This is a genomic window from Legionella nigrisilvae (genome assembly GCF_977063395.2).
In genome coordinates this window covers 71453-96777 of record NZ_CDRUGZ020000045.1, presented here as the reverse complement: position 1 = coordinate 96777, position 25325 = coordinate 71453, and the positions used below count along the sequence as shown (strand labels likewise).

Sequence of the window (25325 nt, the reverse complement as noted above, 5' to 3'; positions counted from 1 at the left end):
CAATGTTAAAAATTTGTAAAAAAATACTGATTGAGAATAAATTTTACGGCATAGGGTATAATTAACTTACTTGTTTTTATTATGATCAATTGTATGTCTTATGCAAAAATGGCGGAATTACTTTTGCTGGATGTCATGTCTAAAGCACAAATTCCAGGAATTTCTATTGCCTTTATAAGCAGTGATGGAATCATATCTACTCAAGAAAAAGGGCTTACAGATGGTTGCGGCCTTTTTGCAATACCTGTTGATCCACTCAAATATCCCTTTCATAAGTTGGGATTAGGAACTAAAGATGCTGTAGTTCTATTTGACGACACACTTTATTATGTGAATCAAACAACACAAAGCGTTCATCAAATACAGTTAAATGAAAGTAATCAATCCTCATATCAAAAGTTACGAGAAAGTTGTACTGATACTTATAAATTGGCCAATTCTCAAGAATCTGAATTAATAACTACTCTAACAGGCCTTGCACCACCTACAAAAGTGCAACCAGAAACCGTTTTTGGAGCAGCCTCGCTAAGCAAACCCGTATTTGCCTATTTAGTACAAAAATTGATGCAGTCCAATGCGGCGAATCAAGCAAAGCGCGGGACAGGTAAATTTAATTTGGATAAATTCAACCTGAGTCAATTTGATTTAGATACTCCTCTTTTTCATATTCTACCATTAGAAGAATTTGAGATAGATGGAATGAAATTTGATATGTCTGACAAATCTGCTGTTGTCTGTGCTAAAGCACTCACTGCAAGGATGGTGTTATCACATACAACAGGCCTTGCTCATGGTGAAATGAAGTTTCAGTTCATTCCTAACCCTAAAGAAAAAGATTCTAAAGAAAAAATGCATGGATACTCAAATGTTGGTATCGTGTACTTACAACAAGTGATTGAAAAATTGACTGAAGCAAATCTAGAAACATTGGCCAAAAACCATGTATTTGATCGTTGTGACATGACTCATAGCACTTATGAGCCATTAAAGGCCTATCACTCGCTTTTGCATGCTGAAAAAGAACCCTTGTTTGATGAAATGAAACCTGGTCAGATTGTCATACTAAAAGAAGATGAGCAACTAACAGCATATTGGTTAGATAATGGAAAAATAGTCAATCGCTCCTTTCCGGAAAGAGTAGTTTCAAGCATTCTTGAACAGTTACCTGATAAAGGTAAACTTTCAAACAATCCGGAGCTGATTGGAGCTGTAGTCTCACAATATGGATGTAAAGAACCCAAACCATGTGCCGCCAATACACTAAGAACTACGGCATCAGATTATGCACAGTTTGTCAAACATCTAAGCCATGACAGCTCGATTGAAAATCCTTTTATTCCGCATGCCTTCATGACGCACGATAGAGGTTTGGCGGGAGCAATTGGAATTGCTAGAGACAAGATACGCGATTCCATTTTAAGCCATGTTGCATGGGGTTTAGGTTGGGGGTTACAAACCAATGAAAAAGAAGAGGTTGTTACCGCCTATCATTCGGGTGACATGAATGATTGCAGAGCGTGGGTTGCAATCAATTTAAAGGATAAGAGTGCCATGGTATTTTTCGCTAATTCACATAATGGACATATTCTTGCGGAACAAATTGTCCCTTCGACAATTCAAATAGAACTGGCTTCGAACTATTTTTTTCCAAAATGGGGTTTTGCTAGAACTATTGATGAGCTAGGGGGTAAAACTAATAATTGGGGCATCAATCCACTTCCAAGACCCAATCCATCTAAAGAACGGACAAGTTCTTTAAGTGAATTGCAAAAAAGAACTAGTATCCCAAGTATTGCCACAGCAATTATTTCTGACCGCGGAGTTGTTACTACAGAAGAGGTAGGTGTGACTAATGTCAGCAAACCTGAAGAAGTTACTAGTTCGACTGTTTTTGAAGCCGCTTCATTGAGTAAACCTGTATTTGCTTATATTGTATTGAAACTAGCGCAAAAAGATCTCATTGATTTAGACAAACCACTCCATGAATACGGCGATTTTGGTCCTCCACAGATGCGAACTGATAAAAATTATAAAAAATTAACTGCCCGTATGATCCTATCCCATCAAGCAGGCTTACCTAACGAATTTTCATCACCAGAATCTCTAAAGTATGTCTCTGAAGTAGGAAAACAATTTGATTATTCAGGAGTAGCTTATCAATTTCTAGGTGAAATTGTGGAACACATTACTGCAAAATCACTGGAAGCTTTAGCTCAAGAAGAGTTTGCTAAGATAGGTATGACTGATAGTAGTTTCATGCCACCAACGGGTTGCAGTCTTATTAAACTGCCAGATGAAGAGGAAGAACCAACTCCTGAACGCATTAAAAAATTATTAAAAGATACTTTAGATGTACATGGTCAATTAAGTATTATCCTACAAAAGGATAAATTATTTGTTGCTGAAAGGGCAGTAGACGGCAGCGTACAAATGACTGAAAAAAATTCCAACCAACTTGAAGAAAAAAGCCTACAAGAAATCAAAGCTCGCTTTGCTCAAATACCACCATTTTTTTGGTCAAAGCCAATACCTGTTGAAGCAAGGGAGTTACCCCTTGTGACTACAATTATTGGTCATCCTCCAGAACATGCTGCAACAATAGCAATTGGCCATGATCAAGATGGCTCAGTAAATCGTAAGCAAAAATTTTATATGGTTCACCCGGCAGGATCCTTGTATACAACGACTTCTGACTATGCAAAATTTCTAAAAGCCTGTATTAACGATCCCTATATTAGATGGGAAATGTTTAAACCGGTTGTTTCATCGTTGAAAGATAAAGATACTAAAGCAATGAAGCAAGGAGTCTCTACTGATACTTTAGATCAAATCTCTTGGGGTCTAGGAATTGGGATTCAGAAAAATACCGATGGAACCCGTATCGCTTTTCATTGGGGTGATAATGGAACTGGACGCAATTTAGCAGCGATCAACCTTACTACTGATGAAGCAGTTGTTTGTCTCACTAATAGCGAGAATGGACCCGCTGTTTTTCGAGAAATTGCAGAGCCTATCGTTGGTGATCTAAGTGCTATTGGGCAATGGTTATCAATACGAGAAGAATTGCCTCTTGATATGCGTTTAAAAGAAAATCCCACCCAAGAAATGAACCCACGTTTACAAGAGCAGACACAAATTAAAACGACAGGCGTTGCTACTAAAGGGCAACAAGAGGTAGAGCAAAAGCATTTTGACTTAGGGCTGTTCTAAGCACCGCAGCGTTTTGTACAAACCACCACAATTCAATAGTTCAGCATACGTTTAATTTGTCGATCATTAAGTAGGAGCTCTGGGGTTTGCACCCAGAGCCCCTATAAGATGTCTTAACTAAATAAAACTTCAACAAATTTATTTTCTTTCAAAACTATTTCAAGGCTACTATTTTTATAGTAGTATCTACTAAAAATATAGTAGATTATGTTTTACTTAGTTTCTGGAGAAAAAATGTCAATAAAAAGAGGGGAAAACACTTTTGCTCATGATCGCCTCCTTACAGAGGTAGAGCTTGAATTAATGAATATTATTTGGAGCCTTAATAAAGTAACCATTAAAGATATTGTTTCACATTTGCCCAAAGAAAGACCTTTAGCTTATACCACTGTGGCAACTGTAGTAAAAGTACTTGAACAAAAAGGATTTTTGGGATGCCAAAAAAATACTTATGCCCATGTTTTTCTCCCAATTGTTACCAAGGCTGAGTACGAAAGCACGTGCATTGAGCATATGGTCACTAATGTTTTTGATGGTGAACCTGTAGCACTGGTGCAAAGACTCTTGATGGCCAAAAAGCTACAACATGATGACATTCAAGCAATTGAGGAAGCACTAAAACAATTAGTAACCTCTGAACAAAAAATAGAGGCATGATTATGTTATTCCTGGAAATTTTATTGAGCATTCATTGCTTGCTTTTAGTCAGTTCATGGTTTATTGGCGGTCGTTGGCTCTCAAATCAGCCATCATTTAAACTCAAATTGGCTCGCTTTTTATTAATTAGCTGTGTGATTTCTCCATTAATGGTTCATTGTATTAAAACCAATCAAAAATTGGAGCGGCATCACTATGCATCCATTGATGCTTTGCAAGAGTATGTGAATCAACCTATTTTAAAGTCTAAACACTCCCAAGAGACTCCTGAATCAGCAACCTCTTTTTCAATAAGCAATACGAGTTATTTTCATATTTTTTATATCGTATTTTGTTTGCTCGTCTTATTTCGCAGTTATAAAGTATTGTTGAGTTTGGGCAGTTTAAGAGCACTATTAGCTGAAGCAATTCCATATCGAACTTCCGGTAAATTGGTCATTAAAGTTTCTCGACGTTGTCATATTCCTTTCTCCGTCGTTTTATTTAACAAAGCTTATATCGTATTACCCGTATCCCTATTTTCTTCCTCCAAAAATGTGAAGATTGCCATTGCTCATGAGGGCCAACATCATCGTAATGGTGATTGTCTATGGGCCTATTTTATTGAAGCCCTGCGCATTCTTTTCTGGGGTAATCCAGGTGTTATTCGATGGGGTCGTATTTTAAGCGAATTACAAGAATGTTCATGTGATGAAGTATTGGTTGGCCAGCCAAAAATTTCGGCACATGACTATGGCAGCTGTCTGTTTCATGTAGTGCAGACAGTGTCTCAATGTTCTCTGTCATCAGACCTAGAAATTGCATGCACGGTAGGTATGGCCTTGGGCAAAGACAATGAAGACTGTACTTTTATCATCAGGAGAATTTCAATGTTATCAGCTTATCCACTTAAACCATCTAAATCATTATGGTTAGCAGTTGGATTTATGGGGGTTTCTATTTTGGCACCAATCTGTGTCGCCTATTCAGCAGTCGGTTCATTGACCGGTTCTAAGGCACAAGAAATCGATACCTCTCATTTAGATCCTAAAATGCAACAAATTGCCGCGCAAGAAATTAAAATGGCGGTAAAAAACTATCATGCAAAATCGGGGGTTATTGCAATCGTCAATGCACAAACTGGTAATCTCATTGCCTTTGCTGAGTCCGGTAATGATGAAAATCAGAATAGCTGGAAATCACGTGTTTTTTCACCTGGCTCTACGATAAAACCGTTTATTGCGGCGGCAGCAATTGATGCTGGGAATAGTTCTGAAACCAAAAAATATGATTGTCGCTCACCTTACTCCGTAGAAGGTAAAACATTTACAGATTACTATGTAAGTCAAGGCCCTACTTCATTGACCCAAGCGGTTGCAAGATCAAGTAATGTATGCATGATTAAAGTCGCCCAAGAAACTGGACTACCTGTAATTCGTAAAAAACTCACTGAATTTGGTTTTGATATTAATACTTGGTGGCAAGCAAATCAAAGTGATGACTTGCAACTTGCAATGGTTTCTCTTGGGGAGAATATACCGGTCACAATTGATTCATTAACAAAATCCTACGCCATTCTTGCAAACTTTGGACGTCCATTCAAAGGAGAAGAGGCTCCTATCATTTCAGCAGCAACAACCAATTCAATAAATCATATCCTCGAGAACGTTGTTATAAATGGCACAGGAAAACTTGCTGCGATTCCTGGTGTTCATGTCGCGGGTAAAACAGGAACTGTTACAGAAAATATTAATGTTGCAGAAGGCGAGCATATTGCCTTGTTTGCAGGTTTTGTACCGGTTGATGCGCCACGTTATGCCATGGTGGTTGTAATAGAAGACGGTCATTCAAGAAAAAATGGTAAGACTTTAACCTCCGGTGGAGAATTGGCTGCTCCAGTATTTCGTAAGGTTGCTCTAAATAGCCTAAGTAATACCACGCTATAAATCACCTGTGGGTACAGCAGTGTAGCTCGTACCCATATCGATATAAATTCACATGATGTTGGAGTTGTTATGAAGAAACTAAGCGTACTTCTATGGTTGACACTATTTTATTGCGGAACTATTTGGGCCCAAAGTACTTGCTTTTTGGTACAGGAAAATCAAACTGTGCTAAAGCACGAGGGTAAAGATTGCAATAAGCGTTTTGCGCCAGAATCAACCTTTAAAATTGCTTTGAGTCTTATGGGTTTTGATTCAGGAATATTAAAAGACACACTCAATCCGGAATGGCCGTACAAAAAAGAATATGAACTTTATCTTAATGTTTGGAAATATCCTCATAATCCACGTACCTGGATAAGAGATTCCTGTGTTTGGTATTCACAAGTTCTAACACAACAATTAGGTATGACTCGATTTAAGAATTATGTTGATGCATTTCACTATGGCAATCAGGATATTTCCGGCGACAAAGGTCAGAATAATGGATTAACCCATTCCTGGCTATCAAGCTCGCTTGCCATCTCACCAAGTGAGCAAATTCAGTTTCTGCAAAAAATAGTCAATAAAAAACTATCCGTGAATCCCAAAGCTTTCACTATGACTAAAGACATTCTATATATTCAAGAATTAGCGGGTGGTTGGAAACTGTATGGAAAAACAGGGAATGGTCGACAGTTAACAAAAGACAAAAGCCAAAAACTATCACTACAACACGGATGGTTCATCGGCTGGATTGAGAAAGATGGTCGTGTGATTACCTTTACGAAACACATTGCAGATAGTAAAAAACATGTAACCTTCGCCAGTTTCAGAGCGAAAAATGAGACCCTGAATCAATTATTTTACTTAATTAATGAATTGGAAAAATAATACATGAAATCCAACATTTCTTTATTAATAGCACAAGCTCTATTCCTATTTTGCTATCAAGCTTTTGGTTACGCCAGTGAAATAGCAATTACTTTTGATGATTTACCTGCTTCAATCGAAGAATCTATAGAGGAACAAGCTCAAATAAATCAGCAAATAGTAAATGCGCTTATCAAATATAGAGTACCTGCAATTGGATTTGTGAATGAAGGGAAACTCTACCGCACTAATGAAACTCAAGAAAAAATAAATCTCCTAAAATTATGGGTGGATAACGGATTTGATTTGGGAAATCATACTTATTCGCATCTGTCCTTAAGTAGCATCACAACCAAGCAATTTAAAGCCGAAGTGACTAATGGCTCTAAAATATCCAAACAATTAATGCAAAGTGCAGGTAGAGAGTACCGTTACTTTAGGCACCCCTACCTTGATACAGGTGAAACATTCAAGATTCGCTCTCAATTTGAGTCGTTTTTAAAACATGAAGGATACCTAGTTGCTCCAGTTACTATAGACACTGACGATTGGAAATTTAACCAACAATTACATGAGTTTCCTCAAAATAAAGACAAAATCATTCAAAGTTACTTGAAACATACACGTGCTAAATTTGCCTTTTATGAAAGCGCATCTAAACAAATGTTTGGTAGAAATATTAATCAGATTTGGCTACTTCATGCCAATCTTGTTAATTCATTAGCCATTGAATCACTCTTAACTATAGCCCAAGAATACGGTTATCATTTTATCAGCCTAGATGATGCACTACAGGATAAAGCCTATCTATCCGCTGATTCTTACTATGCCCATTTTGGGGTTTCTTGGCTTTATAGATGGGATTTTACCCGCGGGAAAGTGGTTGATTGGTCTCAGGATCCAGAGCCTGATAACAATCCATTTATCTCAACTAAGACCATTAAATTTTATGATAAAGATCGCAAACGACTTATTCCAGTTAAAATTTATGTGAGTAATGAATCACAGGGGAAAGCAAATGCTGGTATTATTAAACTACCCGTTGCCATCATTAATCATGGATACACTGTACGCGATACTGAATATTCATTCTTAGCCAATGCACTTGCTGCAAACGGTTATTTTGTTGTAAGCATCCAGCATGATCTAAAATCAGATCCCCCATTAGCTCAAACTGGCAATTTATTTGAGCGACGCAAACCCTTATGGGAACGAGGAAGTACCAATATACTTTACGTAATCAAAGAGCTTAGCCGGATCAACCCCAGTTTAAACTTGTCTAAAGTGACATTAATTGGTCATTCGAATGGTGGTGATATTGCCATGTTGTTTGCAAGAAACCATCCTCAATTTGTGAAAAAAATTATATCATTGGATAGCTTGCGCATGCCTTTTCCACGTACCGGGCTAACACCTATTTTATCGCTGCGTGGAAATGATACTAAGGCAGATGAAGGCGTACTGCCTTCTCAAGAGTCGTTAAAACAATTAGCCATAACAATTATTCCACTACCTGAAGCCAAACATATTGATTTATGTGACCGTGGGCCTGAGGTAATTCAGAAACAAATGAATGCTCTTATTTTAAAGTCTTTGCGAGGCTAGTTTATGAAAAAAATGTTCACCTTGTTCATTTTAATATCTTCCTTAAGCCTTATGGCAGCAGCCAGCATATCGACGAAGATACAAAGTAATCCGCTAGAGGAAAAATACACGAATACATTTAGCTTACATCATACGTTAACCAAAGAGTTTCCTTCAAAGATCAATGGAATCAAATATAACTTATATATTAGTCTCCCCAAAGAATATGATTCTAACAAAAAAGACTATCCAACTATTTACTTATTAGATGCTGATTACAGCTTTGCATTAGCCAAACAAATTAGTGAGCATTTATCTGACCGAAATAGAATCAACGACTCCATTATTGTTGGGATAGCTTATGCAAATCCTAATGAGTATAAGAAAAATAGAACCAGAGATTACACACCAAGTTATGTTGGATCAGGAGGATATGGAGCTGAATATCAAAAATACTCGGGTGGTGCCGAATCATTTTATCGATTTATTCATTCAGAACTTATTCCATATCTTCACCAGACATATAGAGTTAATAAAACCGCTACTTTTGTCGGTCATTCTTACGGTGGATTATTTGGGGTATATTTATTAGTCCACCATCCTGGAATATTTAATCGTTACATTATCGTTAGCCCCTCTCTCTGGTATGATAATCATTTGGTGCTAAAAGCAGCTCAAAAAAAGCAAAATTTTAATCTTGAAGAAAATACTCGTGTTTGCTTTATTATCGGCGACCAAGAAAATAAAGGCGATTACCAAATGATAGATGATTTAAAGTTATTGAATGAAACCATCATGAGCAAGCCTCACAGGAATTTAAGCACTGCTTTTAATGTTCTAAATAATATGGATCATGATACTGTTTTTCCAGGAGCTTTAAGTTTAGGACTTCTAGAGTCTTCATCTGACTTCAAAAAGAATCGACTCTGAACTCAATCAATAAGTCTGTATACAAAGGATAAACGATTATGCTTGCTAAGTGTTCTGTTTTTATTGCTACAAGTCTTAATGGTTTTATTGCAAGAGATGATGGTTCTATTGATTGGCTAACCAAAGCAAATGAGCTTGTGCCATCTGGTGAGGATGGTGGTTATAAAGAGTTCATATCTACGGTCGATGGACTCATTATGGGTAGGCATTCTTTTGAGAAAGTATTATCATTTAATCCTTGGCCTTATGGTGAGCTTCCAGTTGTAGTGATGAGCAGCAAACCCATAAAAATTCCTGTTCATTTAAAACATGTTTCAACCTCCTCCGAAACACCTATTGAGCTCGTGAAGCGCTTAACTGATGAAGGGTTTAAACATCTTTATATTGATGGCGGTATAACTGTCCAGAATTTTATAGCCGCGCATTTAATACATGAATTAACAATAACCATTGCACCAGTGTTGCTCGGCTCTGGGCGTTCGTTATTTGGACCTTTGGCACAAGACATCGAACTGGAGCATATTGAAACTAAATGTATTGGCGGTGGCTTTGTTCAATTGAAATATCGAACTAATCCCTCAATCAAGAAAAGAAATAAAAACAACGTCTACCTTATTTATGATGAAATTTCTGAGTGGTTTGATAGTCACCGCAATAAAGAGCTCAAAATGGAGCAATTTTATTTGGAACTACTACAAAATCAGATTCCATCCAAAGGAACTATTTTAGATGTTGGCTGTGGCACGGGCGAACCCATAGCCCAATTTTTAATGAAACAAGGGTATAAAGTAACAGGCATTGATGCAAGTAAAAAAATGATTGAGCAATGCAAAAAAAGATTCCCAAATGCAAAATGGCTACTTGCTGATATGAGGGCTTTAGATTTGCAAGAGAAATTCGATGCAGTCATTGCCTGGCATAGTTTCTTTCACTTACCTCATGACGATCAACGAAAAACATTAAAATCCCTTGCCTCTTTAGTGGAGCAAAATGGTTTATTAATATTTACTTCCGGACCGGAGTATGGAGAAGTTTGGGGTGATAATGGAGGATATGATTTATATCATGCCTCCCTTTCTTCCGAAGAATATACTCAAATCCTTCTAGAGTGCCATTTTAAAATCCTTGTACATAACGTTAGGGGCCCAGAGTGTGGAGAAGCAACGGTTTGGGTTGCTCAAAAAAATCGACTTTGTCCAGGATAAAATGGAAAGAAACTTATCAAAGCGTCTTCAAATCTCATGCTCAATAATAAAAGGACATCTATATTGTATTCCAGGCCACTAATTTTACATCATACAGACGCTACTGGTAAAATCAGAAACCAAAACTTCATCTTCTAACACAATGACTATTGAACAGAATGAATTAGAGATCAAAAATAATGTCCACCAAAATGTCGGATGGGGACAACCTATTCCACTTTCTCCAATCTTAGCCCCTGACTGTCCTTATCCAGTTGAGGCACTTCCCCCAATTGTAAGAAAAGCCGTAATCGACTATCAACAATATGGACAGCAACCCCTGCCTTTGATTGCATGCAGCGCCTTGGCTAATATGTCACTATCATGCCAATCACTTGCTAATGTGGCGCGAGACAACTATTTAATTAGTCCAGTATCACTTTATTTTTTAATTGCCAGCGGCTCTGGCACCCGAAAAACTGCTGCAGATAATGTTTTTTCGAAAGCAGCGCGTCACTGGGAGACATTGATTCGTAAAAGGCGCGAGCCTGAAGTGTTATCAGCACTAACGCAACATCAAGTATGGCAAATGGAAAAAGATAGTTTATTCTCTCAAATCAAACGTGCAACTTATACGGGGGAAGATTCTGATTATGCCAAAGAAATGCTTGATGAATTAATTCATCAAGAGCCGGAAATTCCTTTGCAACCCACTCTTTATTTTGAAGATGCGACCCAAGAGGCACTGGCCATTCATTTGGCTCAAGGTTGGCCTTCCGCTTCCCTTTGGTCTGATGAGGCAGGCATCATCTTAGGTAGCCATAGCATGCAAGGTAATCCGACTCGTTTTGTAGCTTTGCTTAATCGTTTGTGGGACGGTAAGACATTCACCGCGCATCGTAAAACAACGCAAGGATTTACCATTGAAAATCGGCGCTTAACACTTAACTTGATGATGCAACCGCTTATCTTACAACAACTTACCAAGCAAGCTTCGGGTATCAGTCGACAAAGCGGTTTTTTAGCTCGTTGTCTCATGGCTTATCCTGCCAATAGTATGGGAAATCGATTTTACCAAGAACCGCCTGCTTCTTTGCATTCTCTAACCTATTATGACCAACGCGTCACTGCCTGCTTAAATCAGTCAGAACAATTAAGCCATCAAGGTTGTATTCAACTTCCATTGTTGAAAATGAGTATGGCCGCAAAACAACAATGGATTTTATTTTTTAATGCGGTAGAAGCAGGGTTAAAACCTCAAGGCCAGTGGGTCGATATCGTTGATTTCGCATCAAAAGCGGCTGAAAATACAGCGCGGCTTGCAGCACTTTTTCATCTCTTTGAAGGACGCGATGGGGATATTAGTGTAGAGCATACCGAAAATGCTATTGAAATAATTAATTGGCATTTGCAAGAAGCACGGCGAATTATGCCTACCGAAACCGTTTCTTTGCAGTTTTCCGATGCCCTAAAACTTATGGGCTGGTTTATTGAAAAGAATATTAGTTCAACAACGTTACGAACCATTCAACAATTAAGTCCGTTGCGAGATAAAATAAAACGCGACCATGCAGTTGAATTATTAGTGGAACACAATCAAATACGCATTGTAAAATCAGGTTCAAAAACGATGGTGGAAGTGAACCCTCGTGCATTCAAAGTATAAGTTCAACTTGATACATTAACCATAGTACACCAATTAACAGGAGAAATTTGTGCCCTTTGACATGCTAAAAGAATGGTTGAACAAGGAAAAAGAACGAGGGATTGAGGATCCTTTCTGTGCTGTTTTAAGCACTTGTAGCAGCTTAGGTGATCCTCATAGTCGAGTGGTGGCCATTCGCGAAATTGAAACCGAGAGTCTATTATTTTTTACTCAACAAAAAACACGCAAGGTTGCTGAATTATTAAATAACCCTAAATCCTGTTTAAATTTTTTATTTGCAATGCAGAGCCGACAAGTTATTTTAGAAGGAACAGCAATACCCATTTCCCAAGAAGAAAATGAAGCTTTTTGGAGAACTCTTCCTCGTGAACGCCAATTAAGATTTTCTGCTTATGCCCCTACTTCAGGTCTTGTCATTAAAGATTTAGGCCAATTGGAAACAAGGAAAAAAGAATTGAGTGATCAATTTGCAAGCCTTTCTATCCCTATGAGTGAGGATTATTTTGGCTTCCGCTTCATCCCAAAAACATGGATTTTTTACACAGTCGGCTCCATTTCTTTTTCTGAGGTAATTCGTTATACGAAGATAAGCAACTCTTGGAAAACAGAATTAATTTCCCCATAGGTGATATCATGTACATGCTTTGTTTTTGTGTTCCAGAAACACATTTAGAAATTGTTAAAAATGCTATTTTTGATACAGGGGCAGGAAGTGTGGATCATTATCAGCATTGTGCGTGGCAAACATTAGGCGAGGGGCAGTTTATGCCATTACCTGGCAGCCATGCTTTTATTGGAACAATCAATCAACTTGAGAGAGTGCCTGAATATAAAGTAGAAATTATCTGTACTGAAGAGCAAATCAAAGCTGCTGTTGCAGCCTTAAAGAAAGCTCATCCCTATGAATCACCCTCTTATCAAGCGTTTCGGGTTGAGATGATATAAACAATGATGAACGATTACTTACTAAAAAACTTCTATTTCTCTTTAGGTCTTTTTACAATTCGCTAGACTAGCCCCAAACCTGAGGTTTAACTATTGTTAAGAAATTTCCAACAGTAAACTTGAAAATGCTTTGCAATTGAAAAACCAAGGTTTTGATAGATACGAAGCGCGCTATTATTTTGTGTCGCAACAGTCCGATAACAGTTTTGGTAGTTTTTATCTGAAAAATAATTTAAGCTATAGGGAAGTAAGATCTTTCCAATACCCTGTCCTCTATAATGAGGTGAAACACCAAGTGTTCTGACTTCGCCACACCTACTACGTACATGATCGGTTAAAGTTGGGGTACGGCCCCGATCCTGGTAAAAAGTTATCAAATCTCAGTTTAATTAACCATGTCAGTATTAATATTAATAAAAATATTTTTTTCTCTCATCGGCGGTGGTAAGAATCTGCATTTTTCCATCACTTGCTTATAGTTTTTTCCTCATTAAATAATTAATAAACTTTACGCCGTTTATAGAGACAGTTTGTTCTTTTTCAGTGACATATCCTTTGAATTCCAAGAATTTCTTTGCCGTGATGCTCACATCCGCATATAGCTCTTTCATCCCTAACTCAATAGCTTTTTGTTCTAATGCTTTGAGAAGAGCAAGACCAACACCTCTTGCTTGATAATCTTTATTAACATATCCACGGTCAATATGTCCATTTTTCTCTAAATCAGCAAAGCCAACAATCACGTTTGTTTGTTCTTCTACAGCCACAAGAGTATAATTTCTTTCTAAAGACTCTCTCCATTTTTCCAAATCAGCTTCCTTCGGAGCCCATGTATTTAGCTGCACTTCATCATAATCTTTAGAGTTAATAGAATGAACTGCATCATGAAATAGTTTATAAATTTCTACTTCATCTCCAACAATAAAATTCCTAATTCTAAACGCCATTTTTGAATAACTCCCCATAACTACTAGTAATTACATCAATTTTTGTCATTTTTTAAAAATACATATTTATTATTGTAATGACATTTTGTTACTTCTTTTATGAAACATTAATTCAGTAACAAAAACGAGGGTTTATCTCCTTCGCATTTGATTCTCTCAGTAATTTTTTGAATTATATGTTCCATTTTTTCTGGAGAAATTACATGCGATAGAAGCCGTTTTTGCTGTGTTAATTCCATTAAATTATACCTTAATTACATTGCGATTTTTATTCTTCATTTCCCCACCTTTTAGCAGGAAGGAATCCAATATTTTTACATTCCATAAGGTTCTATAAACTATCAACTCTTATTGGTAAATCTCAATTTCTTGTACTGCATAATGCTATTTATTTTTCATACGATAGAATTTGCACATAACACCATGGCCATACCCATCTTTGTAATATTCCATACCACACTTTTCCATAACACGTTGTGACGCAATATGACCTTCTGGTGCAAAAGCAATAATATATTCTGAGTCGATATTTGTACTAGCCCATTTCAATAGTGCTTCCAAGGCCTCTGAAGCATATCCTTTCCCCCAAAATTTTTTATGCAACAGATAACCTACTTCTATTTCTCCGGTTTCAATTGGACCAAATCCACAACGTCCTATGAACTCTTTTAAAGAATTATCAAAAATAACAAAACAAGGAAGTCCTTTTTCTTTATAAAAACTAACGAATTCTTTTATTCTTTTCGCAGTTTGATCTGTGTCTTGGACTCCATCAGGAAAAAATTTCCTTACTTCTGGATCAGAATTAAGTTCAGCAACCTCTTTTAAATCATCTTCGTTAATTAAACGCAAAATCATTCGAGCTGTTTCAATCTTAGTTGACATGCTATTGACCATATAAATTTTAAGTTACATTCTGTTATCAGATAACTTTCATGTTCTATTAATGAATAGTATTTTCTTTTCTCAATACAATTATTAAGATGAATATATTTTTATTGTAACCTAAATAATTTATGTTTTTTCTCACTCATAATCCTGATATCAATAATTTTTCTTAGTTTATCAATGTCCCTTTTGATGGATACTCAATATTTAGCTGATCGCGCATCACCTCTGAGAGGTTTCCATATATCGCTACATTTGCTACATCTTATTGATGAAAGATCTATATTGCCTTGTAAGTTGCCTGTGTAAAAGGATTATATCACTATCCCTGCATCAAGATACCCCACAAATATGTAGCAATAACCATGCTACATAGACACTACTATTTGCTACATATTGCAACCAAAAATAAAATGCACGTGCTATTTCATTTTTTATCATTTTCCTTTTTTATATAAGAATATTTTAAATTAGGAACTCTTTACAAAAAATGGCGGCGTACAAAAATAAGCAACACCAGATAACTCAGACCACTCCTCATGACATCCTCTTTTGTATATTTCGGGATGTGTTTTTTCAGCATTTGAAATGTAGCATGGCGTAGCAATATAGTAGCAATTTTTTGCTACAAATAATTGATCGAATTTGTAACAGAAAAAATGCATTACTCTATGATTTCATAGATAATTTCATCTGGATGGTTTGAATGATTTGATGATCGTGTAGCAATGTAGCAGAATACCTGGAAATGACTGAATGAACCTTACTGAAATAATACTAATGGCAAATATAATCTCCTGCCCCGCTATCTAGGTTAGCCTTATTAAGGCGCAAGGATCTTTTAGATTTATTGATAACTTTTGATCGATAATTCTACTTAATATAAAATCAGCACAGGGTTTTACAAGCACATTAATATCATCCCAATATTCATCTTCCAAACCAATGCATATGTGTTTCGCTCTGTTCATCACGGGCTGATACATTTTAGGTAGACGATCAATCACCCAATCTGCTGCTATAGGTTTCGATCGAATCTCATTAGTTTCTAATGTACTCCAAATCCGTGCATAGGTTAGTAATACATTTCGAGTGTCCTGTTCAAGTTCCGCTGAAAGTCTATCAAGATCATGAAGCATCGCGTTTATAAAGTCGCTATATGGGACCGGGTCTAATAGTTGCTTAGGGCTTTCCCCCATCAATGTATGACTCTTCAATAAGACCTGCGTGATAATCAGCGCAAGATCCGGCATTGCACGATCAGACCATGGTTCAAAATTTCCCATTTCAAATGATGAGCGAAGCCATTCGCCATATTGGAAATCAAAAAGGGGTGGATAAATCCAAGGATTAATTGCGACCCTTTCCACAAGGGTCATTTCTATAGGTGGCTTCGTACTTTTCATGTAAATGCCTGATATTTGGAGTAGATGGTTAGTCAACTCCATCTTTTCTTTTGACGTTGTGGTACGATTTGTTACAACAAATAAATCAATGTCACTGTATTTTTGCAAACCACCTATAAGATAAGAACCATAAAGATAACTCCCAAAAGCTCTGCGCCTAAAATCTTTGTTAGTACCTCAAGACATTCATTGAGTTGTTGCTTTACATCACTGTTGTTTTCCATCATTAACACTCAGCCATTTTTTAAAATCCTTTAACAATGCTTCTGCTTGAGCAATACAAGTTATTACTGCACTCTCAGGAATAATATCGCCAGAATAATCTGCAATATTGCGTTGTTTACGCATAGCATCCAATATAATCACTGTTTTTTTATCAATACCTAAAGTCTGAGGCAATAACTGAATCATCGTTTGATGATGTCCTGGTTTAGAAGTCAAGGTTCGATATCCATGAGATTGAAGTGCTGCATTTGCTATTTGCATAATTGCTTTATAGGCAGCATCAAAGCGATTCTCCGCGCTAACCAAGTCAATTTTTGAATCCACAATATTACGTTCAGCAGCATGCAAAAGCCGATTTATGGTATCTGGGTGAGGTGGTATTTTTTCCAGGCTGATGCCAATTAAATTATCCAAGGTCATGTTCAGCTCCCATAATAAATAGCTTGGGATTATTTAAAACCTCCTGAATGAAAAGATCTTGTTTTTGTAAAGATGACTTCCATTGTTCCCTGGAATATATTTTGGGGTTAATTTCTCTCCCTAAACTCGCTTGGGCAGCATAAAGAGCTGCAACTGCTTCTGTAAAATCAACCTCACCAATAATAAGCACATCAATATCACTTCCAAGGTTTTCGGTTCCTTTGGCCACCGAGCCAAAAACAAAAGCTACTTCAATTTTTTCAGCTAATGGAGTTAAAAAATCAAACAACACATCCACCAAACCAGACGTTTTCTTTAAAATGCTTGAAAGCTCCGTATAAATAGGAAAATTTCGATTTGCTTGGTAATAAACTTGATTACCGCTCTGCTCGCGCAGAAGTACTTTGGATTTAGCAAGTTTGGATAGTTCTCGATGAAGTGTACCCGCTGTGGTATTCGTTAACCGCGCAATCTCTCGGACATGATAACGCTCATCAGGATGCAGCAATAAAAGTGCCAGCACACGCCGCCGATATTCAGAAAACAATATTGAAGTATCAAACATGATTTTTATGTTGAAGCCAACTAAGCTTCAATCATAGCCTAAAAAGCTACACCATTCAATCAGATAAATAAGAAAACCATAAAAAGAAATATCCGTTATAAATCAACTATCCACTGTATCAGTTTAACACGCAACCAATGACCTCAATGATCTTGTAGATATCGAAACTTAAGGGCTCAGTCTTGAGAAAGCATGAAATGGTATTTCCCAATTACGTAATTGTCTTATTGGAAATAAAATGGGGCCTTGAAATTAAAGTTCTTTTCAAAAATCAATAAACACCTACTTCTATTACCATGGCTTCATATTAAAAGGAGATGGGTTAAAAATTTCTTGTTCCCCATCCTCAGATGTATTATGTATCTCCTCATTAGCTTCTTGTTTGGAGAGTTGATTTTTATTAGACGGTCTTGGTTCTCTTGAAAGTGGACTTGCAGTAAGGCCTTGCTCTTTCGTTACCTCATCTCTTTCTTGTGCTTTCGGACTGGGTACGGGCACTAAATTATTTGCTAGCTGTTGAATAAATGCATCGTATAAAGCTAATGTGGGCATGGTAATGCGAAGAGAACATATGCTTCCCTCCTCATCTTGAAGGATTTGTATGCAATCATCAGAAAGATGATTTTCTTCTTTAAATTCATTGAATTCTTTTATAATCGCTTCCATGAATTTTTTTAATTCTTCTCTTTGTTCTTCAGTTAATTTACTAGGTTCACATTGTAATTTAATTGAAAGAGTCATTGATACGCGATCACTATCAACCAGCAATAATCCTTTGGCGATCAATTCCGCAATTATTTCTGGGTCAAAACCAGACTCTAAATCAAGTTCTTCTGAACCAAACACGCCTACCAATTCATCTTCAGACCCAACTGCTTTGCCAGGTTTAGTTAGGAATTTAACTTCACCAGGACTCGCTTTTTCCTCAGATGTCTTCTTATCAGAGGTGGCACTATCACCTCCGCTACCACCTGCGCCATGTCCGGAACAAAGGCGCTTAGGTGCGATTTCTTTAAAACAAGTCCCGCAGCGTACTTTTGCACCTTCCTCAGCAGCCTCTTTTTTTTCTGCTTCCTTTCTAAATTGTTGTAAAGCTAATGCTATAGAGGAGGTTTTGGGTTCATCTGCCGTTATGGATTCAAGGACAGGCTGATGTTGTTCTTTGTCTTTTTTCATGAGAATACTCCAGTGCAAGTTCATAATGGTTTCATCCGAATAAAGATTTACTTATCTGTTATTATACCGAGTTAAAAAAACCCAATTGTATATATAATGTACATTAATTGGGTTGCTCGTTTCTTCGACTTAAAACATCGAGTACATAATCCCAAATTTTACCTGCTACATTAATTCCTTTCCCATCAGATGGATTGAGATGTAATTCAATGTAAGGGAAGCTATTATTTTCAATAATTCCAAATTGTTGCTTATGCCATGGAAGAGAAATGTCCTGACAAATAAAATCAAGACCTGTAAGCGGTATATTGAGTATTTTATGTACTTTTTCCAATAACAGTTTATTCTCAGGATGTATCAGGTCGATAACAGTACTGATTTTTGCACCACTACTCATAGTAACTTTTTTGGCAATAAAGATTTGTTGTCCTTTGTTTATTACCGTATTAAGAGCAACTCCTTGGGCTGCCAAAATTTTCATTAAGTTGCTATTTCGAGTAATTTTGTAGGGATATTCACCATGTCCTTCTTTCCACGTAACTTTATTTTTTTTATCAATTAACTCTTGAAGTGTAGTTACACCATCGCCAACAATGCTCTCAGGTTGTCGTCTCACACAAGCGATTAATGAATCATTAATAATTAATGACCGATAAACATCACCAGGAATGTGTTTTTCAACCAGCACGCGAAAATCAACCTGCTTTACTATTTTTATCGCTTCTTTTAATTCATTTGGAGTTTGAATAGTACATGAAGTATGAATACTTAGAGATTCAGATAGTGGCTTAACCACAAGAGGAAATCCCAATGAGATACCATAGTTGTAGGCGTTTTTGCTGGAAATAAAAACCCTCCCTAAGGGGCAGGGAATTTGGCTATCTAATAATTTTTTCTTGAGGCTCCATTTATTATCATATTTAGTATCCTCATCAAAGCGTGTATTTTTTTGAGAAATAAGAGAGATTGGAGTCTGTATGAAATAATATTTTTTCCTATTGTAGACCAACTTAAAATACAGAGTATGCAAGTTAGATTCCTTAAAATTATACAGCTCTAGCCCTCTTTTTTGTGCTTCATCCCAAAATGCAAGGACACTGTTATTGAATTGTTTCCTATCAATGGTCTGAGTCTTGGTATATAGTTTTATTTTTTGGAAAATATTAATGACCAACTGATTTAATAGGTTATTGAATCGTAAAAAATCCTGCTCTGATAGGAGAAAGAGTTTAGATAAAAGATAGATAAATGGATTGAATATAAAATAATGGAATAAATTAAAAAATTTTCTTCGAAAATGAGAACGTTTTTCGGGATAGCAATGCTCACAATGTTTATTGTCCATATACGCTGTGGGAACAGGTTTTAATGATTTGCAAATGTCACGTGAAGATTTGATTTCTTTATGTTCATCAAAATTTTTAACATAAGCGCTCATAATTTATCTCCACAGATTCGCCCATTAGCTATCATTATATCGAGTTAAAACAGATCAATTGTATATAAAATGTACGGATGCGCCGTGTGTTTGCTTACCTACTGATATCTATGTAACACTGAACTTAAAAATCAATTCAGACTAAATTTGTTTAGAGAGTTTTCTTATTTAAAGAGGCTTAGACAGAACGAATGAAAGATAAATCAATATTGCTTGTAGAAGATAACGTTAAGTTAGCAAATTACCTCAAAGAAAGCTTACAAGAAGCAGGTTATGATGTTTCTATTGAAAAACGTGGTGATAGATCGGTCTATCGCATCATTCGTGAGCAACCTTGCCTAGTAATATTAGATATAATGCTTCCTGGCATGAATGGAGATCAAATATGCCATACCATTAGAGATGAGTATTTGGGGAAAATACTCATGCTAACAGCAATTAATGATATTGAAAGTGAAGTATCCTCTTTAAATTTAGGAGCAGATGACTACTTAACTAAACCTGTTGCAGACGAGGTTTTGAAAGCAAGAATAGAGGCATTGTTACGTCGACCCAATTTAGTTAATAATCAAAATCAATTTCACTTTGGCAATTTTTCTATCAATTTTAGTACTAAGAGTGTTCAGCTCTTTGATGAAGAAATTTCAATAAGTACCAGTGATTTTGAAATGCTTGCTTTGTTGGTTAAGAACCATGATAGGTTGCTGAGTCGAGATAGCATTATGTATGCTCTTTCTGGGCATGAATATGATGGGGTTGATAGAGGTATCGATTTAAAAATATCACGTTTAAGAAAGGCATTGAATGATAATAATAAAAAGCCCTATCGTATAAAAACAATTCATAAAAAAGGATATATATTTGTATCAGCGGCTTGGGAATAAATATAGATCTCAGCCACCAATCTTATGTAAGACTTATCAAAAATAGTGAAAAATTCTTTTGCCTCGACCTTGGGATTTTTCGTCCAGTTATGAAAGCTTCACCCAATATATCGCAAATCTATAATCATTTACCCTCGACAAAAGTATCATTTTAGAACGCTTGTACAATATATATACATATGAGCCGAGTGTTTTTGATAAAATCAACCTATTATTTTAAGTAATAGTCGAGATGAGCCATGAAAGACGCTGCAATAGAAATCTTAATATATAAACCAGATCCAGATCATCCACTGCCTGAAAATCAGAGGGGTGTGGTGATAAATCCTCACTTAAAACAACGGTTCAAGCAATTTGTTCCAATTGGCGTCTATTTAGAAGGCCCTGATTTGAAGTATTATTTTTTCGATCAGTGTGATAAATCCCCAAAAATCTATAGTAGTTTGGATGAACTCAAACGAGACTTACCGGAAGAACTAGACAATATATTTGAGAAAAACCCAAAATTATTTATTATGGGCCATGCTGGTGGTGGCGAATATGGTATGGGTAATTGCCATGGCCCAAGTGAGCAGTTATATGATGATAATTTTGATAATTTATTACATGGTTTTAAACGAGCATTGCCCGCACATCATGGTGAAGTTTTTGTGACTTTAGAAGGTTGTAATACAGACAATCAACTTAATGCTGCAGCAAACTCACAGGAAAAAACATTTTTAGAAAGAGTGTCAGTGAAACATCCAGAAATCACGTTTGGTGGAACTGGACCATGGGATGCGCAAGATGTACAGACCGGCTTCCGATCCCTTTCGCCGGCATCCCCTATCACATCGATGGCAGGAAATATTTGGAAGGCTGGAAACAGTGTTATTTTTCATCATGGTGAATATCAAGTTGCCGTTCGAAAATCTTTATTTGCCTCAACACAAACAGCTAAAGAATTAAAAGTTAACACCCTAGAATATGCCCGTGCAATTCTAGGTAAAGACGAAGCCGATGAACTGATAGCAAAAATCGCTTTAAATCGAGATATTCTAAGCATTCAAGATTTAAAGAAAATTGATAGTTTTCCAGAATTGCGATTTGAAGGAGAAGATGTTGCAAAGTTTGTTGAACAGGAAAACCAAATATTAGGTAAAGAACAAGAAAATTATTTAAACCGTGTCCGTGATATCTTAGGTCGGGCGGATCCTATAGAACAACTGACACATAGAGATGTACTAGAACTTCTCTTAGGTTTAAAAGAACCTTCTGTATTTAAAGGTCATGAAGACTTGCTCGAGTCAATTCTAGCTAATAAAGCTTTGTTAAACCTGGCAATGGTAAGTTGTGGAAAAGTCCTTATTGGTGGCCCAAGTAATGATGGCGTCATTGCTTTATTATTAAAACATGGCGCTGATATTAATAGTACTGATAAAAAAAGCATGACGGCTTTGCACTATGCGGTACAGAATTTTTATAATTATAGAAAAGAGCCCTTACATCTCATTAAAAAGTTAATAGAGTGTGGTGCTAGTCTTGAAGTGCGAAATGAAAAAGGACAGACTCCTATCGAGACAGCGCAAGAACATAGCAAAGATGGACGAGTGACTGCTAGTGATAAGCTTCTCGCATCTTTGAAATCTAGCAATTCGCCACCAACTCCCTTAGAACTAAAACAATCTGTTAGACAAATATTTCAGATGAGTCAACACAAGGCTGATGAACTACTTTCATTACCTATTGCGAAACGTGAATATAGCAAATGTAGTGAAGGCACTCTTTATATTCCTGGAGATGTAGTGGAAAAATTGCATGGAATCTTGCAATCTGCAAAGGGGAATAATGAACTATTATCGGCGTTTGAATCAGAGCTTAGTATGGTTATCAGTGCTCTTGAAAAAGGTATTGGAACTGGAGAAGTGGTTGATGGCGAGGAAGATGAATTCATCCCTAAACGTTTTGAAAATGCAAAACTCCAGTTAACAGCGGTTATGGACGCACTGGTTGAGATGAAACAAGAGATCGATACTTCAAAAGATGCTAAAGTTGGGGCCAACTTCCAAAACTAAAATCTTAATCGCTAAGAATATCTTGGAAGTACTATGGTGAATCGAGCACCTTTTAATATCGGTGATTGTGTAGCCATGACCTTTCCTCCGTGGAGATTAACAACTTTTTTAACAATAGCTAATCCTAACCCAATATGTTTATCTCCAATTCCGGAGTTTTCGGCAATTGTATATTCAGAAAAAATGTCATCCGCACCATCATCCGGCAAGCCTGAGCCATCATCGTCTACGTGAATTAAAATATGACTATTATCCAGCGAAATGGTTAAAGAAATAGTGTGCTCTGCAAATTTCATAGCATTTGTAATCAAATTGGTAACAGCATGTTTTAAATTATTTTCATCTATGTATGCTTTCAAAGAATTTAACTCATTAGTATGAAATGTAATTTCAAATGTCGATGAAGAATAAGACTCTAATAGCTTTCTTAACCATACTATTATATCGGTCTCAGACTGTTTTAATTTCAATTCGTTTGAATGCATTTTTGAGTAAATCAAAAAAGTGCTGACGAGGCGATTCATATCTGCAATATCTTCTTGTATGCTGTTTAGCTGTTTATTGAGTAATACATCTTCAGCATTTTTCCTTTTGATACTATCCGTCGCCATTTGTATGGTTGACAAAGGGGTCCTAATTTCATGCGCGACAAACCGGCACAATTGTTTATGTGATTCAATCAGTTCTTTTAATTGCTCACCCATGTGGATGATATTTACATACAGCCCATACAAAATAGAGGTGGTACCTATTTTCCGATGAAAATCAAAGTTCCCTTGACTGAAATTTTTAGTTATCTGATACACCTTTTTCATATTTCTAACAAAAAGCAATGAAAAAAAGGCAATAAGACAAAGGGATAAAAAAAAGAAAGTCCCTATAAAATAATACATAACATCACTGATTCTTGCCATAACGGGCAGATAGCTTAGTGGGCCAATTTTGAGTATTCCACCACTAAAACTATAATAGAGAATAACAATTTGTGACGAGTTTTTATTGGTTTCAAATACTAAACGCTTTGTTGATAAAGAATTAATTATATTACCTGGTAAGTGTTTACTTTTAGTTTTATAAACATGAAGAGGAAAACCATATATTTTTTCTAACTGTAATAGTTCATTACTCCATGTATTTTTTGATTTTGATAATAAATGTTGAACGATTTGTATTAAAACAGGATTCATATAATTAAAAATAATTTCGCCAGGATCTGAAAAATTGTAAGCTAATGCATACGGGGTATTACCAATTTTTTTATACGCAGTATGTTCTACAATTACCTCGTTTAGAAATTGATAGGTTGTACCTGATAAAAAAATGATTTCACCATTATTTAATTGATTATTCTGCTTCAGGGTGAGTTTTAGACTGTCGATTACTATAAGATGAATAAGATTATCTGTTTTTTTCTTTATTATTGCATCCCAGTTTGATTTCGGATTATTAATTAACTCTTTTTCTAAACTAATTAAAAGTCCTTGTGACATCGTTTGTCCTGCATTAACAATTATCTTTGTCTCAACTGACTTTAAATATTTAAAAAATGCCAAAACAAGAATTAAAAAAATCACGAAGAACGCAGTCAAAATTTTAATATAAATATTAAATTTCATTACTATGCACTCTAAATAAGAATAATAGATGCCTTTTCACAAGAAATACTCTGGATTATCTTTGATAATTTCAATATCTAATTCTGGCATAATTATCCTACGTTTTGTCACTCTTTATAACTCTTGTAATTAGCCTATTTAAGGCATTCAAATTATCGATATTCGTTATGGCCTCATCAAATAATGATAAAGTCTCTGGATCGTGTGTTTCTAAATACTTGAATGCTTTTTTTGGACCTTGATAACGCAATTCTTTGAATACAAAATAATCCTCTAGAATTGTGAAGATTGACCAAATATGGCGATATTTCCCTTCTAAATCTCTAGTATACGCCCTTGCCAGCATTTTTTGATACCACACTCTACGTGCTGTAATTTCATCAGGAGGGAGGGACTCAGGCAATATTAAAAAAGCAGAGAGTTTTTTTAATAACTCTGTGCCAAAATAAGCTTTTTCAACAACAACGATGCCATCTGACATACATAAATGTTCATCAGAAATTGAATCAAAAGCATTCTCTGGATAAACAAAAATATCATGATAAACTTGATGTGCTTCATCAAAGCGTGCAATTCGTTGCTTATCTCCTTTTTCCCTAATCCCTGCAACATCATAATCACTGGTTACTGTGAAGTCTCCTCGTGCGCGCGAGCCATATAAAATAATTGTATGGCAATGATGTAAAGATATTAATTCATCAACAATGAATTGCAGAACAGCATCATTTTCTAATGATATTTTCTTTTGTGTCATTT

Annotated in this window: 22 protein-coding genes; 12 read left to right on the top strand and 10 right to left on the bottom strand. The window is 36.2% G+C overall.

The genetic code is table 11. From position 1 onward, the window contains the following. Positions 1 to 93 precede the first annotated feature (93 nt). From ACWTE2_RS34265 to ACWTE2_RS34220, 10 genes are all read left to right on the top strand, one after another. Complete coding sequence (locus ACWTE2_RS34265) at positions 94 to 3210, top strand: serine hydrolase domain-containing protein (RefSeq protein WP_014845079.1); 3117 nt, start codon at positions 94 to 96, stop codon at positions 3208 to 3210. A gap of 234 nt (positions 3211 to 3444) precedes the next feature. After that, on the top strand, positions 3445 to 3867 hold the full coding sequence (locus ACWTE2_RS34260; RefSeq protein ID WP_014845078.1) for a BlaI/MecI/CopY family transcriptional regulator: 423 nt from the start codon (positions 3445 to 3447) through the stop codon (positions 3865 to 3867). Between the two features lie 2 nt (positions 3868 to 3869). After that, entirely contained in the window at positions 3870 to 5792 is a 1923-nt protein-coding gene (locus tag ACWTE2_RS34255; protein WP_019350454.1) for a M56 family metallopeptidase, read from the top strand. 69 nt (positions 5793 to 5861) lie between these two features. Then, positions 5862 to 6662, top strand: a complete 801-nt coding sequence (locus ACWTE2_RS34250; RefSeq protein ID WP_014845076.1) for an oxacillin-hydrolyzing class D beta-lactamase OXA-29 — start codon at positions 5862 to 5864, stop codon at positions 6660 to 6662. Between the two features lie 3 nt (positions 6663 to 6665). Further along, positions 6666 to 8246, top strand: a complete 1581-nt coding sequence (locus ACWTE2_RS34245; protein WP_014845075.1) for an alpha/beta fold hydrolase — start codon at positions 6666 to 6668, stop codon at positions 8244 to 8246. A gap of 3 nt (positions 8247 to 8249) precedes the next feature. Then, positions 8250 to 9155: an alpha/beta hydrolase gene (locus tag ACWTE2_RS34240; RefSeq protein ID WP_014845074.1), complete on the top strand. Its 906-nt coding sequence runs from the start codon at positions 8250 to 8252 to the stop codon at positions 9153 to 9155. A 38-nt stretch (positions 9156 to 9193) separates the two neighbouring features. Beyond that, on the top strand, positions 9194 to 10360 hold the full coding sequence (locus ACWTE2_RS34235; protein WP_014845073.1) for a methyltransferase domain-containing protein: 1167 nt from the start codon (positions 9194 to 9196) through the stop codon (positions 10358 to 10360). Between the two features lie 142 nt (positions 10361 to 10502). Next, positions 10503 to 12005: a YfjI family protein gene (locus ACWTE2_RS34230; protein WP_014845072.1), complete on the top strand. Its 1503-nt coding sequence runs from the start codon at positions 10503 to 10505 to the stop codon at positions 12003 to 12005. Positions 12006 to 12054: 49 nt separating this feature from the next. Continuing rightward, complete coding sequence (locus ACWTE2_RS34225) at positions 12055 to 12630, top strand: pyridoxamine 5'-phosphate oxidase family protein (protein ID WP_014845071.1); 576 nt, start codon at positions 12055 to 12057, stop codon at positions 12628 to 12630. Positions 12631 to 12638: 8 nt separating this feature from the next. Beyond that, positions 12639 to 12950 carry a YqfO family protein gene (locus ACWTE2_RS34220; RefSeq protein WP_019350456.1) on the top strand — a complete coding sequence of 104 codons (312 nt, stop codon included), beginning with the start codon at positions 12639 to 12641 and terminating at the stop codon, positions 12948 to 12950. 86 nt (positions 12951 to 13036) lie between these two features. Here the strand turns inward: ACWTE2_RS34220 and ACWTE2_RS34215 are convergent, their stop codons facing one another. The 8 genes from ACWTE2_RS34215 to ACWTE2_RS34180 form a co-directional block, all read right to left on the bottom strand. Then, a complete protein-coding gene (locus tag ACWTE2_RS34215; protein WP_076547508.1) occupies positions 13037 to 13327 on the bottom strand; it encodes a GNAT family N-acetyltransferase in 291 nt (96 codons plus the stop codon). Positions 13328 to 13423: 96 nt separating this feature from the next. Next, positions 13424 to 13897, bottom strand: a complete 474-nt coding sequence (locus ACWTE2_RS34210; protein ID WP_014845069.1) for a GNAT family N-acetyltransferase — start codon at positions 13895 to 13897, stop codon at positions 13424 to 13426. A gap of 384 nt (positions 13898 to 14281) precedes the next feature. Further along, complete coding sequence (locus tag ACWTE2_RS34205) at positions 14282 to 14782, bottom strand: GNAT family N-acetyltransferase (protein WP_014845068.1); 501 nt, start codon at positions 14780 to 14782, stop codon at positions 14282 to 14284. Positions 14783 to 15594: 812 nt separating this feature from the next. Beyond that, positions 15595 to 16191: an aminoglycoside adenylyltransferase domain-containing protein gene (locus tag ACWTE2_RS34200; protein ID WP_019350459.1), complete on the bottom strand. Its 597-nt coding sequence runs from the start codon at positions 16189 to 16191 to the stop codon at positions 15595 to 15597. 207 nt (positions 16192 to 16398) lie between these two features. Continuing rightward, a complete protein-coding gene (locus ACWTE2_RS34195) occupies positions 16399 to 16836 on the bottom strand; it encodes a DNA-binding protein (protein WP_019350461.1) in 438 nt (145 codons plus the stop codon). Then, the gene (locus ACWTE2_RS34190) at positions 16823 to 17401 is read right to left on the bottom strand and encodes a nucleotidyltransferase domain-containing protein (RefSeq protein WP_014845064.1); all 579 of its coding nucleotides are present in this window, start codon (positions 17399 to 17401) and stop codon (positions 16823 to 16825) included. Before ACWTE2_RS34190 ends, ACWTE2_RS34195 begins: the two co-directional genes overlap by 14 nt. Before the next feature lie 291 nt (positions 17402 to 17692). Next, entirely contained in the window at positions 17693 to 18577 is an 885-nt protein-coding gene (locus ACWTE2_RS34185; protein ID WP_014845063.1) for a hypothetical protein, read from the bottom strand. Positions 18578 to 18680: 103 nt separating this feature from the next. Next, positions 18681 to 20015 carry a hypothetical protein gene (locus tag ACWTE2_RS34180; RefSeq protein WP_014845062.1) on the bottom strand — a complete coding sequence of 445 codons (1335 nt, stop codon included), beginning with the start codon at positions 20013 to 20015 and terminating at the stop codon, positions 18681 to 18683. Positions 20016 to 20206: 191 nt separating this feature from the next. Here ACWTE2_RS34180 and ACWTE2_RS34175 point away from each other — a divergent pair, with 191 nt between their 5' ends. Beyond that, on the top strand, positions 20207 to 20899 hold the full coding sequence (locus ACWTE2_RS34175) for a response regulator (protein ID WP_014845061.1): 693 nt from the start codon (positions 20207 to 20209) through the stop codon (positions 20897 to 20899). Between the two features lie 239 nt (positions 20900 to 21138). Then, positions 21139 to 22953, top strand: coding sequence for an ankyrin repeat domain-containing protein (locus ACWTE2_RS34170; RefSeq protein WP_014845060.1), 1815 nt, complete (start codon positions 21139 to 21141; stop codon positions 22951 to 22953). Between the two features lie 11 nt (positions 22954 to 22964). On the opposite strand, the gene ACWTE2_RS34165 is transcribed toward ACWTE2_RS34170, so the two are convergent. Both ACWTE2_RS34165 and ACWTE2_RS34160 read right to left on the bottom strand, forming a co-directional pair. Continuing rightward, the gene (locus tag ACWTE2_RS34165; protein ID WP_243753453.1) at positions 22965 to 24527 is read right to left on the bottom strand and encodes a sensor histidine kinase; all 1563 of its coding nucleotides are present in this window, start codon (positions 24525 to 24527) and stop codon (positions 22965 to 22967) included. A 139-nt stretch (positions 24528 to 24666) separates the two neighbouring features. Continuing rightward, positions 24667 to 25323, bottom strand: a complete 657-nt coding sequence (locus ACWTE2_RS34160; RefSeq protein WP_014845058.1) for a nucleotidyltransferase domain-containing protein — start codon at positions 25321 to 25323, stop codon at positions 24667 to 24669. Positions 25324 to 25325: the final 2 nt, after the last annotated feature.